Annotated in this window: 15 protein-coding genes; 3 read left to right on the forward strand and 12 right to left on the reverse strand. The window is 63.5% G+C overall.

What is annotated here, in order from left to right; all coding sequences use genetic code 11:
- Nucleotides 1-9: 9 nt before the first annotated feature.
- Genes AC07WT_RS12020 through AC07WT_RS12030 form a run of 3 tightly spaced genes read right to left on the reverse strand, consistent with a single transcriptional unit; the run spans nt 10 to nt 2,673 of the window.
- Nucleotides 10-1,248, reverse strand: a complete 1,239-nt coding sequence (locus AC07WT_RS12020; protein WP_494947259.1) for an NAD(P)/FAD-dependent oxidoreductase — start codon at nt 1,246-1,248, stop codon at nt 10-12.
- Nucleotides 1,249-1,250: 2 nt separating this feature from the next.
- On the reverse strand, nt 1,251-1,580 hold the full coding sequence (locus AC07WT_RS12025) for a non-heme iron oxygenase ferredoxin subunit (RefSeq protein WP_154559627.1): 330 nt from the start codon (nt 1,578-1,580) through the stop codon (nt 1,251-1,253).
- 28 nt (nt 1,581-1,608) lie between these two features.
- Nucleotides 1,609-2,673, reverse strand: coding sequence for a fatty acid desaturase (locus AC07WT_RS12030; RefSeq protein ID WP_494947260.1), 1,065 nt, complete (start codon nt 2,671-2,673; stop codon nt 1,609-1,611).
- 239 nt (nt 2,674-2,912) lie between these two features.
- Between AC07WT_RS12030 and AC07WT_RS12035 the strand changes: the two genes are divergently transcribed.
- Nucleotides 2,913-3,983 carry a LacI family DNA-binding transcriptional regulator gene (locus AC07WT_RS12035; RefSeq protein ID WP_494947261.1) on the forward strand — a complete coding sequence of 357 codons (1,071 nt, stop codon included), beginning with the start codon at nt 2,913-2,915 and terminating at the stop codon, nt 3,981-3,983.
- A gap of 121 nt (nt 3,984-4,104) precedes the next feature.
- Here the strand turns inward: AC07WT_RS12035 and AC07WT_RS12040 are convergent, their stop codons facing one another.
- From AC07WT_RS12040 to sufB, 7 genes are read right to left on the reverse strand one after another with little or no spacing between them, the layout of a single operon-like run.
- Complete coding sequence (locus tag AC07WT_RS12040; RefSeq protein ID WP_492591601.1) at nt 4,105-4,425, reverse strand: Rieske (2Fe-2S) protein; 321 nt, start codon at nt 4,423-4,425, stop codon at nt 4,105-4,107.
- A 1-nt stretch (nt 4,426) separates the two neighbouring features.
- Entirely contained in the window at nt 4,427-4,795 is a 369-nt protein-coding gene (locus AC07WT_RS12045) for an SUF system Fe-S cluster assembly protein (RefSeq protein ID WP_494947262.1), read from the reverse strand.
- Nucleotides 4,796-4,801: 6 nt separating this feature from the next.
- Entirely contained in the window at nt 4,802-5,254 is a 453-nt protein-coding gene (gene sufU / locus AC07WT_RS12050) for a Fe-S cluster assembly sulfur transfer protein SufU (protein WP_492591603.1), read from the reverse strand.
- A complete protein-coding gene (locus AC07WT_RS12055; protein WP_494947263.1) occupies nt 5,251-6,504 on the reverse strand; it encodes a SufS family cysteine desulfurase in 1,254 nt (417 codons plus the stop codon). The genes sufU and AC07WT_RS12055 overlap by 4 nt, the downstream gene beginning before the upstream one ends.
- Complete coding sequence (sufD, locus tag AC07WT_RS12060; RefSeq protein WP_494947264.1) at nt 6,501-7,844, reverse strand: Fe-S cluster assembly protein SufD; 1,344 nt, start codon at nt 7,842-7,844, stop codon at nt 6,501-6,503. The genes AC07WT_RS12055 and sufD overlap by 4 nt, the downstream gene beginning before the upstream one ends.
- Complete coding sequence (gene sufC, locus AC07WT_RS12065) at nt 7,841-8,623, reverse strand: Fe-S cluster assembly ATPase SufC (protein ID WP_494947265.1); 783 nt, start codon at nt 8,621-8,623, stop codon at nt 7,841-7,843. Before sufC ends, sufD begins: the two co-directional genes overlap by 4 nt.
- A gap of 27 nt (nt 8,624-8,650) precedes the next feature.
- A complete protein-coding gene (gene sufB / locus AC07WT_RS12070) occupies nt 8,651-10,099 on the reverse strand; it encodes a Fe-S cluster assembly protein SufB (RefSeq protein ID WP_494947266.1) in 1,449 nt (482 codons plus the stop codon).
- A 560-nt stretch (nt 10,100-10,659) separates the two neighbouring features.
- On the opposite strand from sufB, the gene AC07WT_RS12075 reads away from it, so the two are divergent.
- Entirely contained in the window at nt 10,660-10,902 is a 243-nt protein-coding gene (locus tag AC07WT_RS12075) for a hypothetical protein (protein WP_494947267.1), read from the forward strand.
- Nucleotides 10,903-11,019: 117 nt separating this feature from the next.
- Here the strand turns inward: AC07WT_RS12075 and AC07WT_RS12080 are convergent, their stop codons facing one another.
- Nucleotides 11,020-11,223: a hypothetical protein gene (locus AC07WT_RS12080; protein WP_492591609.1), complete on the reverse strand. Its 204-nt coding sequence runs from the start codon at nt 11,221-11,223 to the stop codon at nt 11,020-11,022.
- Between the two features lie 375 nt (nt 11,224-11,598).
- A complete protein-coding gene (locus AC07WT_RS12085) occupies nt 11,599-12,024 on the reverse strand; it encodes a response regulator (RefSeq protein ID WP_494947268.1) in 426 nt (141 codons plus the stop codon).
- 392 nt (nt 12,025-12,416) lie between these two features.
- Between AC07WT_RS12085 and AC07WT_RS12090 the strand changes: the two genes are divergently transcribed.
- Nucleotides 12,417-13,961, forward strand: coding sequence for a hybrid sensor histidine kinase/response regulator (locus AC07WT_RS12090; RefSeq protein ID WP_494947269.1), 1,545 nt, complete (start codon nt 12,417-12,419; stop codon nt 13,959-13,961).
- The last annotated feature ends 15 nt before the right edge of the window (nt 13,962-13,976 follow it).

The raw sequence follows: 13,976 nt of genomic DNA on the forward strand, positions 1-13,976 counted from the left end.
GAGTCCTGCTCACGCCGCTTCGGCGACAAGCAGCGACTTGAGCTTCACTGACGGATCCGCGAGCTCTTCGGCGGAGAGTCGGGCATGGCGGCCGATCAGCATTTGTGCAATCCGGATATCGCGGCCGACCGCCCGGCCGACGCCGCTTGCCGCGATCAACGATCCGTCCGCCGACAGATGAAACAGCAACAACGCATCGACCGCTTCGCGCACGGCGGTCCCACGACCGAATGCAGGAAGCCCTGCGATCTGAATCGACAACTCATACTGATCGGACCAGAACCACGGCACTTCGCGGTAACGAAGGTTTTCGCCGAGCATGTTGCGCGCGGCGATGCGGCCTTGATCCTCAGCGTTCTTCCAGCATTCGAGGCGCACACGGCAGCCGTACAGCGCATGCGGGAACGAGCACGCATCACCCGCTGCGAAGATGTCGGGATCGCTCGTGCACAGACGGTCGTCGACCACGATACCGTCCGCGACGTCGAGTCCTGCTGCCTGCGCTAACGCCGTACGGGGCGCAGCGCCGATGCCGACCACAACCGTGTCGCAGCGGATGACCTCTCCGTCGGCGAGACGGACCTCTTCAGCTGCACGAGCACCTGCGATGGCAGCCAACCGCGCACCAAAGCGGAACTGCACACCGGCGTCGCGGTGCCGCGCTTCGATACGTGCAGCGATTTCCTGCGGCACAGCGCGCATCAGCAGACGCTCGCCGGCTTCGATGACCGTGACACTGCATCCGGCAGCGATAGCACTTGCCGCCACTTCGAGCCCGATAAAGCCGCCGCCGATGATCGCAACACGTTGTCCGTGATGGAGCCGTGCGGCGAGATCGCGAGCATCTTCGGCAGTGCGCAGTGTGACCACGCCAGGCAATTCCGACCCGGGCACGCTCAACATTCTGGGCGACGCACCGGTCGCGATCAGCAGCCGCCTATACCCGATGCGCTCACCGTTGTCGAGGAGAACCGCGTGTCCCGCACGATCGATTTCGACCGCACTGGCTGCAAGCTTCAGATCGATCGCATGATCGGCAAAGAAGGTTGCGCCGAAGAGCGCACACTCATCGGGCGATTTTTCCTTGAGCAGCACTGCCTTGGAGAGCGGCGGCCTGTCGTAGGGTGCATGCGGTTCGCCGGCGATGAGCGTAATCGGCCCATCAAAACCCGCCTCGCGCAGTTCGGCGCTGGCGCGGGCGCCAGCCAGGCCGGCCCCGACGATGACCATGTGTGCGTCGCTTGCCATGATCACTCCGCGGTCGGCACGCCGATCAGGACCGCATCGCCTTCGATGCGTACCGGATGCGTTTTCAGCTGTTGACAGACCGGCGCGCAAAGTGGCTTGCCGCTGGCAATATCGAAGCGCCCCTGATGCCGCGGACATTCGATCGCGTTACCCAGTACGAAGCCGTCGGCAAGATGGGCTTTCTCATGCGTACACCAGCCGTCGGACGCGTAGAACTTGCCGTCGACACGATAGACGGCGAAGGTTGCATCGCCATGATCGAAACGCACGACGTCTTCTTCATCGATGTCGCCGGTCTGGCAGGCGACGACCCATTCACGTTGATCCACCATTTCAGATACTCCCTGTTCCGGACGTTTTTCAGGTTGCCGAGCGCATTGGCTCGCGATGCGGCACGTGGCGACGGATAAAGTGGGAACGATCTCGCCGCTGATGGATCAAGGTCGGAATCATCTCCCTGTAGACCGACCAGAGACCCGGATACGCAGGCGGCGTCTCTGTCTTGATCGCTTCGTGCAGTTTCGGCAGCGCGTGATACGGCACCATCGGTAGCAGGTGATGTTCAATGTGGTACTGCATGTTCATGTAGAGAAACGCGAACACCGGATTGATGTAGACCGTGCGCGTGTTGAGCCGATGGTCGGCAACGTTCATCGCCATGCCGGCGTGTTGCGTGAGGCCGAGGGTCTGGTGGAACCAGCCACAGTAAAAGCGCGGCGTCCACACGAACATCAGCGGCAGAACGCTATGGATCACGAAGCACCAGCCGATTACTGCGGCCATGACGGCGACGTAGAAGCGGCTGATCCAGATCATCTTGCGGCGCTCCATCGCCGGTACAAAGTCGGCGACTTCCGGACTGATCGAACCGCATGCATGACGCACGGTCTTGACGATCTCGGTGGTGCCGCCAATCAGATAGAAGAAATCCAGCAGGATCGTGACGAGTTGCGGCGGGCGGCATACCTGAATCTCGGGATCGCGTCCCACCATGATCGTATGCGTGTGATGCCGCGCGTGACTCCAGCGCCAGAGCGTCGCCTCGCGGATCGTCATGAACGAACAAAGCTGGTAGAAGGCCTGGTTCAGCCACGGCGTCTTAAACGGCGTGCCGTGCGCAAGCTCATGCCAACGTGCGTCGCTCGAACAGTAGATCGTTCCGTAGACGAAAAACGCCGGAATCGCCCACCACGTGCCCCACGCATAGAACGCCGCCGCCCCCGATGCGAGCAGCAACGCGATCCACAGGCCGAAATTCTTCAGACCTTCAGCGTCGCTGCGCTTCATCAGTTGCTTGAGTGTCTGGCGTGGGATGTCGGGGCGATACCAGTTCTCTTCGGACTGTGCGGTGGATGTATCACGCCCGGTGAAACCGGTGTTTGCGAGGCTGCCCGTGCATGGCATGTTCAGAGGTGAGTTCGACACCTGCGTCTCCTTTCTTTTTCAGATCGGCTTCTCCCGGCTGTCCCGAAGGTCACGAGCGCGGCAAAGCGATGACTGCAAGATAAGAGACCGCCGTACTCCTCTCAACGAAAAGATTGACGTTTTTTCGTCAATCCCCTAGCGTTAAAAAAGGCACGAAATAATGCTGCGCTGCGCCATTACCACGAGCGCCAGACAGAACAGAACAAAACAGAACAGACAAGCGAACCGGAGACAACGACATGACCGACGCCACCCCGCCGTCACGGCGTAAGCGCACGGCGCGCTTTATCGAAATCGCAGAGGCGGCGGGCGTGAGCCCGGCAACCGTCGATCGCGTGCTCAACGAACGCGGCAGTGTGTCGGCTGCGACCCGCGCGCGCGTCGTGGCAGCGGCCCGGCAGCTCGCGGTGCCGCGCATCCTGCCGGATACGCGGCACGGACTGATGCATGTGGACGTGCTCCTGCCGCAAAACAGCACGCCTTTCTTTGGCCGTCTGAATCTCGCGCTGCAACGCTCGATGCAGATGCTGGACAAGCGGGTCGTCATGCACCGGTCGACCCTTCCTGAAGCCGATGACGACGTGATTACCGACGCCATCCTTCATCCGCGCTACAAGCGATCGGGGCTGATCGTGACGACTCACGACACGCCGCGCGTGCGCGATGCTTTGCGCACCGTGATCGAACGCGGCGAACCGGTGGTCACGATGGTCACCGACGTCCGCGACGTGGGGCGCCTGCATTACGCGGGCATCGACAACCTGTGTGCCGGGCGCACGGCGGGCTACTTCGTCGGCCGGCTTGCAAGACGGTCTGGACGGGTGCTGCTGCTGTGCAGCCGCAAGGACTATCGCGCCCATATCGACCGGATCGGCGGTTGCCGGGCACAGCTTGCTGAATCCTTTCCGGAACTCGTCTGCGATAGCGCGGAGGTGGAAACCGAAGATGACCCGGACAGGTGTTATCGCGCCGTCGTCAGCGCACTGAAGCGGGGCGATCTGGTCGGCATCTACAGCAGCGGGTATGGCTCGCCCGGTATCGAAGCCGCGTTGCGCAAGTTCGGCGCGACCGGGAAGGTCGTCTGGGTGAGCCATGAAATGCTGGACTTGCATCGCCAATACATCGAGGAACACACGATGGACATCGCCATCGACCAGGACCCGGATGGACAGGTGATATCCGCCCTGCAGCACGTGCTGCATGCGTGCGGCGTGGTCGAGGATGCGCCTCCGCCAGGACCGGTAGAGTTCCGGATATTCTGCCCGGCGAACGTGAGGCGCACGGCATATCTGCCTTCGCTGCCGGATTGAAGGCGTCGAGCGTGCGGGCGTTTTAGGAACGGCTTCAACGCGTGGCGCGGTGCAGCCTGAAGTCCAGGATGCCTTGCTCAGTCACTGCCGATTCGGGGTGGTACACAACCGTCGTACACGCTCAATCCCACCGCGCGTCCCGCACCTGAACGAACCCGCCTTCGACGCGAACCGGAAACGTCGCGACATCCTCGTAAGCCGGCGGCCCGAGAACCTTCCCTGTCCTGATGCAAAAGCTGGCCCCGTGACGCGGACAGACCACCACGTCGCCGTTCACCTCGCCGCCCGTGAGGATGCCGCCGTCGTGCGTGCAGACGTCTTCAATCGCATAGCAGACGCCGTCCAGATTGAATACGGCCACCTGCGCGCCGTCCACCTCCACGGTGCGGTGCGTCCCGGGCGGCAGATCCCCTATGGCGGCGACCTCGACCCAGTCCGACATGTCAGAGCATCCCCAGTTGCAGGCGCGCGGCATCGGACATCCGCTCGCGCGACCACGGCGGATCCCACACCAGTTCGACGTGCACATCGTTCACGCCGCTTACCTCGAACACCGCATCTTCCACCGTCGCCGGGAAAGTCTGCGCGACCGGGCAGCCGGGCGCGGTGAGCGTCATGCGGATCTCAATCCGTCCCTCTTGCGTATCGACATCGAGCCCATAGACCAGGCCCAGGTCGTAAATATTGACTGGAATCTCCGGGTCGTACACCGTGCGCAACGCCTCGATGACCCGGCTTTTCAGGTCGCCGCTGTCAGAGCCGGCAGCGTCGTCACGGGCTTGCGCCCGCTTCCACCAACCGGATTCGCTCATGATTCGCTACTCCGTGGATACCGTACTGTTCTCGCCTTGCAGCGCGGCACGCAGCGTATGCCACGCAAGCGTCGCACATTTCACCCGCGCGGGAAATTCACGCACGCCGGACAGCACCGCGAGCTTGCCCAGATCCGGCACCGGCGCCGATACCGGAGCGCTTGCCGTCACCATGTCGCGAAAGCGCCCGAACAGCGCTTGCGCCTCGGCTTCCGTCTTGCCCTTCAGCGCTTCGGTCATCAGCGATGCCGATGCGGTGGCGATCGCACATCCCGAGCCCTCGAAGCTCGCCTCCTTGACGATACCGTCCTCGATCCTCAGATACAGCGTCACCTTGTCACCGCACAACGGGTTGTAACCCTCCGCCGTGCGGTTGGCGCCGGCCAGCACGCCGCGATTGCGCGGCTGCCGGTAGTGATCGAAGATGACCTCCTGATAGAGTTCGCTCAGATCGTTCATCGTCCGAATACCTCCCCGACGTGGCCGAGTCCTTCAATCAGCGCGTCGATATCTTCACGCGTGTTGTAGAGGCCCAATGACGCGCGCACGGTCGCCGGCACGCCGAAGCGCTGCATCACCGGCATCGCGCAGTGGTGGCCCGCCCGCACGGCCACGCCGTGACGATCGAGAATCGTGCCGACGTCGTGCGCATGCACGCCGTCGAGCACGAACGACAGGATGCTCGCCTTATCGGCCGCGGTGCCGATCAGGCGCAAGCCCTGAACAGCCCGCAGTGCTTCGGTCGCGTAGGCGAGTATGCCGGCCTCGTGCGCGGCGATGACTTCCATGCCGATCGCGTCGACGTAATCGAGCGCCGCGCCGAGCGCAATCGCGCCAGCGATATTCGGCGTGCCGGCCTCGAACTTCCACGGAATTGCGTTGTACTCCGTCTTTTCGAACGTCACCGAGCGGATCATGTCGCCGCCGCCCTGCCATGGCGGCATCGCGTCGAGCAGCGCGGCCTTGGCGTACAGCACGCCGATTCCGGTCGGCCCGTACACCTTGTGCCCGGAAAACGCGTAGAAATCGCAATCGAGCGCGCGCACGTCGACGGGCAGATGCGAGATCGCCTGCGCGCCGTCCAGCAGCACCGGCACGCCCTTCGCGTGCGCGGCGGCAACGATGTGCTCCACCGGATTGATGCTGCCGAGCGCATTGGCCAGATGCGTGATCGCGACTAGCCGGGTACGCTCGCCGAGCAGGCTTTCGTATGCGTCGACATCGAGCGCGCCCGTATCGTCGATTGGCACGACTTTCAGCACCGCGCCGGTCTGCTGGCAGACGAGCTGCCACGGCACGATGTTCGAATGATGCTCCATCGCGCTGATCAGGATTTCGTCGCCGGGCGCGAGCCGCGGCCGCGCGTAGCTCTGCGCGACCAGATTGATCGCTTCGGTCGTCCCGCGCACGAACACGATCTCCTCCGGGCGCCGCGCCTGGATGAAGCGGGCGATTTTCGCGCGTGCCGCTTCGTAGGCATCGGTCGCGCGCAGCGACAGCAGATGCACGCCGCGATGCACATTGGCGTTGCCATGACGGTAAAAAGCGTTTTCCGCGTAGATGACCGAAGCGGGCTTTTGCGTCGTGGCGCCGTTGTCGAGATAGACCAGCGGCCGGCCGTGCACGCGTTCGCCCAGAATCGGAAAGTCGGCCCGCCAGTGCGCGACATTGCGGGGATCCGGCGCCCGCATGGATTCGATCGGCTTCATAGCAACTCCCTGATGCGCGCCCCTTCCGGGGTATGCGCGAGCAGCACGTCTTCGAGCCGGCCGCGCAGCGAATCGATACGCACACGCTCGACGACGTCGCGCGCAAATGCGTAGGTCAGCAGCGAGCGCGCCATGCGCTCTTCGACGCCGCGCGCGCGCAGATAGAACAGCTGATCCTCGTCCAGCTGGCCGACCGTCGCGCCGTGCGTGCATTTCACGTCGTCGGCGTAGATCTCGAGCTGCGGCTTGGTGTCGATTTCAGCGTCGCGCGACAGCAGCAGGTTGTGATTCGACTGATGCGTGTCGGTTTTCTGCGCATCGGGATGCACGATGATGCGCCCGTTGAACACGCCGTGCGCGGCGCCGTCAAGCACGCCGCGGTAGTACTCGCGGCTCGTGCCATGCACGTCGGCGTGGTCGATGCGCGTGTGGTGATCGACGTGCTGCCGCCCGCCGACGAAGTACAGACCGTTCAGCGTGGCGTGCGCGTTCGCGGCGTTCAGGCTCGTGCCGATGCCTGTACGCGACAGCGCGCCGCCGAACGCGAACGCGTGCGAGGTAAAACGGCTGGCGCGCTGCTGGGCCGCGACCACCGACGCGATATGAAACGCCTTCGGACCTTCCTGCTGCAACCGGTAGTGCTGCACATCCGCCTCTTCGTCCGCGACGATGCGGGTGACCGCATTGGTCCAATAGTCCTCATCGCTCAGTCCGACGAAATGTTCGACGATTGTGCAGCCCGAACGCGCGCCTGCCAGCACGATGTTGAAAGGCTGCACGGCGAGACCCGACTCGTCGCTCAGGAACAGCATGTGCAGCGGCTGATCGACGACCTCGCCGGGCGGCAGCACGACCGCGAAGCCGTCCGCCATGAACGCCGTATTCAACGCCGCAAAGCCGTCGGCATAGGTCTTCGCCGCGATGGTGGGTTCGAGCCGTTGCGGCATTTCCCGCAACGCCCGCGCGAGCGAGCCCACGAATACGCCGTGCGGCAAGCCGTTCAGTTTCGACAGCCGCGGCACGTGGCGTCCATCGACGAAGACCAGCCGGTAACCAGCCTGATCCAGCGCGAGTTCATCGACGCTGCGGCGCATCTCGCTATCGTAGATGCGGGCCGCACCGCCGGAATGCTGCGGCGCGAAATGCCATGCATGCTTGCCGATCGCCGACACGTCCGTGTATTTCCAGTCCTCCTGACGCGTGGTCGGCAAGCCGAGCGCGTCGAACTGGTCGAAGGCGCTGTTGCGCGCGACACGCAGCCACCGCAACTCGGCGCCGGGCAAGGTTCTGGCGACGTGTCTGAAAGCGTCATGGAAAGGATCGAGCGACTTGTCTTTCATCGATGCCCCGCACTTGCGCGAGCTGCCGGATGCGCCACCTCATTCTCGATCCAGCCATAGCCCTTGCGCTCCAGTTCCTCGGCCAGCTGCCGCGGCCCCGATTTCACGATGCGGCCGTTCGCCAGCACATGCACGCGGTCCGGCACGACGTAATCCAGCAGCCGCTGATAGTGCGTCACCAGCACGATCGCCCGTTCGGGCGCGCGCATGCTGTTGACACCGCGCGCGACGATCTGCAAGGCGTCGATATCGAGTCCGGAATCCGTTTCGTCGAGAATCGCGAGCCGGGGTTCCAGCACCGCCATCTGCAATATCTCGTTGCGCTTCTTCTCGCCGCCGGAGAATCCTTCATTGATCGCGCGGTACAACAGCGTCTCGTCCATCTGCATCAGCGTCATTCTTTCCTTGATCAGTTGCAGGAACTCGATCGCGTCGAGTTCGGGCTCGCCGCGATGCCGGCGCTGCGCGTTCAACGCGGCCTTCAGCAGATAAATATTGCTTACGCCGGGTATCTCGACGGGATACTGGAACGCGAGAAAGAGTCCCTCGCGCGCGCGTTCTTCAGGCGCGAGCGCCAGCAGATCGCGTCCGAGATACGACACCGCGCCGCCCGTGACGGCCAGGTCCTCGCGCCCCGCCAGCACATGCGCGAGCGTGCTCTTGCCCGAGCCGTTCGGGCCCATGATCGCGTGCACCTCGCCGGCCTTCACGCTCAGATCGATGCCGCGCAGAATCTGCTTGCCGTCGACTTCGACTTGCAGGTTGCTGATCTCAAGCATGGTTCGTCTACCTCACGAATATCGTGGTTATCCCACGCTGCCTTCCAGACTGACGCCGAGCAGCTTCTGCGCCTCGACCGCGAATTCCATCGGCAGCTCCTTGAACACTTCCTTGCAGAAACCGTTGACGATCATCGACACCGCGTCTTCAGGAGACAGTCCGCGCTGCCGGCAATAGAACAACTGGTCTTCGCCGATGCGCGAGGTCGAGGCTTCGTGCTCGACCCTGGCGGTCGGGTTTTTGACTTCGATATACGGAAACGTATGGGCGCTGCAGTGCGCGCCGAGCAACAGCGAATCGCACTGCGTGTAGTTGCGTGCGCCCTCCGCCGCGCGGCCGACCTTCACGAGCCCGCGATACGCGTTCTTGCCGCGGCCCGCCGAAATGCCCTTCGACAGGATCGTGCTGCGCGTATTGCGGCCGAGGTGAATCATCTTCGTGCCGGTGTCGGCCTGCTGATAGTGATTGGTCAGCGCGACCGAATAGAACTCGCCGACCGCGTTATCGCCTCGCAGAATCACGCTGGGGTACTTCCACGTGATCGCCGAACCGGTTTCCACCTGCGTCCACGAAATCTTCGAATTCGCCTCGCGGCAGTCGCCGCGCTTGGTCACGAAGTTGTAGATGCCGCCTTTGCCCGCGGCATCGCCCGGATACCAGTTCTGCACGGTCGAATAGCGGATCTGCGCGCCTTCCAGCGCGATCAGTTCGACCACCGCGGCATGCAGCTGATTTTCGTCGCGCATCGGCGCCGTGCAGCCTTCCAGATAGCTCACATACGTGCCTTTGTCCGCGATGATCAGCGTACGCTCGAACTGGCCGGTGTTTTGCGCGTTGATGCGGAAGTAGGTCGACAACTCCATCGGGCAGCGCACGCCCGGCGGGATGTAGCAGAACGAGCCGTCGCTGAACACAGCGGAATTCAGCGCGGCGAAGAAATTGTCGGTGTGCGGCACGACCGAGCCGAGATACTCCCGCACCAGCTCGGGGTGGTGCTGCACGGCATCCGAGAACGAACAGAAGATGATGCCGAGTTCCGCGAGCTTTTCGCGAAACGTCGTGGCCACCGAAACGCTGTCGAAGACGGCGTCCACCGCCACGCCCGCGAGGAGTTCGCGCTCTGCCAGCGGCACGCCCAGCTTCTCGTAAGTACGCAGCAGTTCCGGATCGACTTCGTCGAGACTCTTCGGACGATTCTTCTGCGCCATCGGCGCGGAATAATAGACGATGCGCTGATAGTCGATCGGCGGATGCTGGATCGTCGCCCAACGCGGCTCGGTCATGGTGAGCCAGTGCCGATAGGCTGTGAGCCGCCATTCGAGCATGAACTCAGGCTCGTCTTTCTTCGCGGAAATGAGCCGGATCACGTCCTCGCTCAATCCGCACGGCAACGCGTCGGCCAGCAGCTCGGTCACGAAACCATGCGGGTATTCGCGACCGATCAGCTCGTCGAAACTGCTCGTGGAGACGCTCATGCATCACCTCCGTCAATCGTTCCTTCAATGTTCCTTCAGTCGCCTCGTCGATCGCCTTGTCGATCGCGCGCGCCGCCAGCCTCTCGCGCACGCCGCACACGCCGCCTGCCGGATGCGGAGGCCGGGCAGCGTGCTGCATTCGGTCATACCCGATGGGGCCAATGGGTCCAATGGGCCGTCGACGGCGGCGCTCACCAGGACCTGCGGATGGCGAACTGGCCGGCCGGTGCCGGTTCCGCCTGTCGTCCAGACAGGAAGTGCCGCCGTCGAGCCCGCGGTTTCTTTTCTTTTTCAGCCAGCGGTGCTGCCGCGAATCAGTGGCGACTCATCCTCAGTCTATGCCCATATGCATAACCCTGGCGACGCGCGGGTCTTGTGTGCGCGAGAGTTCGGGACGCACGCCTTCTGCACGGCAAGGCGTGTCGTCGAGTGCGGGAAGCGTTACGATCAAAAGCGCAGGTCGAGGTCCTGGAAGCGCGGACTTTTTGCAGTCGAAGCGCGCGTGGCGCGCGTGCTGCTTCCGGGTTCGGAATGAAGGCGTATCGCAGAGGGAGGTCACCATGCAACACGGAAACGCTATTGAATATGGCGGCTGCCTCATCCATCCGGTTGTGACCGCCGCGAAGGGTGGACGATTTTCCGCCGCCGCGACGATCGTCGATCGGGACGGAGAAGAGCGCTCGGTCGGCGTCGACGGTGATTTCGGACAGGCACAGGAGGCAATGGACCAGGCGATCGAACTGGCGATCGCCTGGATTCACCGGCGACGCGTGGTTTCCGACCACTACGTACGTGGAGGATAACCGGCTGGACGGCAGACCGTGCCTGGCGAGCCGGCCCGCGACGGTTGCCCGCCGCGGGCCGCTCCTCGCCCTCCTCGATCCTCGTGCATGCCGGTAGCCGGCGAAACGCCAGGCGGGCTACTGGCTCGCGCCTGACGCGGCCTTACTCATGCCTCCCGCGGCGGCTGCGCCACTCGCGGCAGAAGGGCCGCTCATTGCGCCGGCGCTATCCGCACCCGTAGCGGCGCCGCTGCTGGTGTCGGCGCGCTTGCAGCCCGCCGCCCCCGCCGTCAGCAGCGCGATTGCCGCGATCACCATGATGTTTCTGAAGTTCGATTTCATCGCAAACTCTCCTGCATGGTTTGCCTCTACACCGGGCGAGAAACCTCGCGTTCGCCGTCGGCCGACGCGCGAAGCCTCTTAAAAGCGACGACGCAATCAGCATGCCAACGCAGACACCGCAAAAATGCGGCTCTTCACGCGGTGCCGTGCACAAATTGCAATGAAGTGTAAAAACTCGCGGCATACATGCCGCTTTCATCACAGGAAATCCGACCGCCGCGCGGGCCTTCGCCTATTCCTCTGCAGAAACCGCGCAGGGCCCCGATCACGGTTCCGAAACATATTGCGTTTGGTATTGCGTTTCGCGGTTTCCATCGCGGCGCGGCGATCGGTCTGTCGATCCGCACACCTGAGCGTTCACCACTCGCGTGTCCTTCATGGCGCGTCCGGTTGAGGTTTGTCGAGAAGGTTATGAATAGTCCCGATCAGTCGCGCGATCGGGGCAGGCTTGAGCAAAAGCACGTCCCATAGCGGCTCAGCCGGATGGGGCGGCAGCGCGGCCGACAGCATGATCACCGGAATGCCGGCCGTCGCGACGTCGCCCTTCAATCGCCGGCACAGTTCGACGCCATCGACGCGCGGCATCATCCAGTCGGTCACGATGAGACTCGGACTCTCGATCGCAGCGACGGCCTGGGCCGCCTCGCCATCGCGCGCAGTCAGCACACGATATCCCTCGCGTTCCACCAGTAATTGGAGCGGACGTAGAATATTCGGATCGTCATCAACTAGAAGTACCGTCGCCAATTCAGGTGCCGCGCATACGTCGAAGGAGGAACAGATTATCGGCGCAACAAGCATACCCGAAGGGCATGTCCGGCCTCGCGGGCGACCGCATTGCCGCCTCGCATTGCCGCCTCGCCTTGCAGGCGGTTTATGCCGCGCGGACGACAAGCGCGGACTACAATTCAGTCTGCACGCCGTCCCTTGCGCGTGCATCCCGACACCAATTACGCCTTGGAGGCCATATGGCCGGACCGTCTGCGCAATCCGCAGCGGACCGCGCGCGGCGCGCGGGCACCCTGGTCACACCAGCGCTTGGCGCGCGCTCACATCGACCACCCGACTTCGCTGCCGAAAGCGAATCGATGCATCGTCTGGCACGAGCGCTGACCTCCTCGGACGGCGCCATGCTGCAAACGCTTTCCGACATGGCGCTCGATCTATGCGAGGCGGGCAGCGCGGGCATCGGCTTGCTGGAACGCGACACGAACGGCGCGCCGGTCTTCAGATGGGCCGCCGTGTCGGGCAAGTGCGTTGCCGCCATCAACACCACCGCGCCCGTTGAAGACAGTCCGAACGGCGTGACGATCGAACTGGCTGCCGGGCAGCTGTTCTCGTTTCCGCAACGCCACTTTGAATGCCTGAAACACGTTACGCCCGAGGTTATCGAACAACTGGTCGTGCCGATTCCAGGCGAACCCGAGCCATGGGGCACGGTGTGGGTGATGTCGCACGACAAGGCGCATCTGTTTGACTCCGAGGACCTCAGGATCCTGACCAGTCTGGCGAACTTCACCTGCGCGGCGCTCTCCATGACCCGGGCGAAAGCCGACGCGGAAGCCCGCGCGGCCGAAGCGGAGGCAGCAAGGAATGCGCTGGCGCTGGTCGAAGCACGCAAGGACGACTTCATTGCGACCCTGAGTCATGAACTGCGCAATCCCATTGCCCCGATTGACAGCGCCCTGAAGGCGGCGCGCAAGCTGGCTACCGACAATCCCGCCGTGTTGTCCGCATTGGGCATCGCCGATCGGCAGATGCGGATACTGAAACGGCTCGTCAGTGACCTGCTCGACGCTTCCCGGATCAGGCACGGCAAACTTTCCGTGCGTCCTTCATACGGATTGCTCCAGGACATCGTGGCGGACGCGGTAACGGCACTGAAGGCCGACGTCAACAACGGCGGGCACCGGCTGCATGTCACCGTTCCGCCGTATCCGGTGACCGTTCACGCGGACCCTGCCCGCCTCACACAGGTCGTGTCGAATCTGCTGTTGAATGCGGTGAAATACACGCCGCCCGACGGCGAGATTACTTTGCTGGTCGAGGCGCCGGACCTCGGCGACGGGTCGATACACGATGCCTCGCCCCACACCGCGCTCATCAAGGTGAAGGACAGCGGCGCGGGCATTTCAGCTTCACTGCTGCCGCACGTCTTCGACATGTTTGCCCAGTCGCCTTCTGCACGCCGGCACGCGGAAGGCGGGCTCGGAATTGGACTCGCCGTCGTGAAGCATCTGGTGGCAGCTCACAACGGCACCGTCACGATTGCGAGCGCCGGTGAAGGCCAGGGGACGGAAGTCAGCCTGCAACTCCCCATTGTCTGCGCCAGCACGGGCGAAGCGGCCATGACCGCGTGGCACACGATGGCGCCGATGCGCATCCTCCTCGTGGACGACAGCGCGGACACCACGGAGGCACTGGGCACGTTGCTGGAACTGGATGGGCACGAAGTCAGGCCGGCACAGAGCGGACCCGACGCGCTGCGGATCGTGGAGTCATTTACCCCGGACGTTGCCCTGATCGATATCACGATGCCCGGCATGGACGGCTTCGAGCTGGCGCAGCTGCTGCGCCTGCGCGCACAGTGCTCCCAGACGAAGCTGGTGGCGCTGACGGGCTATACCCATGACTCCAGCCACCACGAGGCAGGCGTTGGCGTATTTGACTGCCACCTCACCAAGCCGCTGTCGCTCGACGACCTCGCAGATGCGCTCTTGCGCCTCGAGCACCCATGAGGCATGCGGCCAACG

Source organism: Paraburkholderia sp. GW821-FHT02A12 (assembly GCF_059422005.1).

Bases quoted from the DNA above. Each gene is read 5' to 3' on its own strand.
- AC07WT_RS12020 (WP_494947259.1), bottom strand. From the start codon at position 1,248: ATGGCAAGCGACGCACACATGGTCATCGTCGGGGCCGGCCTGGCTGGC.
- AC07WT_RS12025 (WP_154559627.1), bottom strand. From the start codon at position 1,580: ATGGTGGATCAACGTGAATGGGTCGTCGCCTGCCAGACCGGCGACATC.
- AC07WT_RS12035 (WP_494947261.1), top strand. From the start codon at position 2,913: ATGACCGACGCCACCCCGCCGTCACGGCGTAAGCGCACGGCGCGCTTT.
- AC07WT_RS12040 (WP_492591601.1), bottom strand. From the start codon at position 4,425: ATGTCGGACTGGGTCGAGGTCGCCGCCATAGGGGATCTGCCGCCCGGG.
- AC07WT_RS12045 (WP_494947262.1), bottom strand. From the start codon at position 4,795: ATGAGCGAATCCGGTTGGTGGAAGCGGGCGCAAGCCCGTGACGACGCT.
- sufU (WP_492591603.1), bottom strand. From the start codon at position 5,254: ATGAACGATCTGAGCGAACTCTATCAGGAGGTCATCTTCGATCACTAC.
- AC07WT_RS12055 (WP_494947263.1), bottom strand. From the start codon at position 6,504: ATGAAGCCGATCGAATCCATGCGGGCGCCGGATCCCCGCAATGTCGCG.
- sufD (WP_494947264.1), bottom strand. From the start codon at position 7,844: ATGAAAGACAAGTCGCTCGATCCTTTCCATGACGCTTTCAGACACGTC.
- sufC (WP_494947265.1), bottom strand. From the start codon at position 8,623: ATGCTTGAGATCAGCAACCTGCAAGTCGAAGTCGACGGCAAGCAGATT.
- sufB (WP_494947266.1), bottom strand. From the start codon at position 10,099: ATGAGCGTCTCCACGAGCAGTTTCGACGAGCTGATCGGTCGCGAATAC.
- AC07WT_RS12075 (WP_494947267.1), top strand. From the start codon at position 10,660: ATGCAACACGGAAACGCTATTGAATATGGCGGCTGCCTCATCCATCCG.
- AC07WT_RS12080 (WP_492591609.1), bottom strand. From the start codon at position 11,223: ATGAAATCGAACTTCAGAAACATCATGGTGATCGCGGCAATCGCGCTG.
- AC07WT_RS12085 (WP_494947268.1), bottom strand. From the start codon at position 12,024: ATGCTTGTTGCGCCGATAATCTGTTCCTCCTTCGACGTATGCGCGGCA.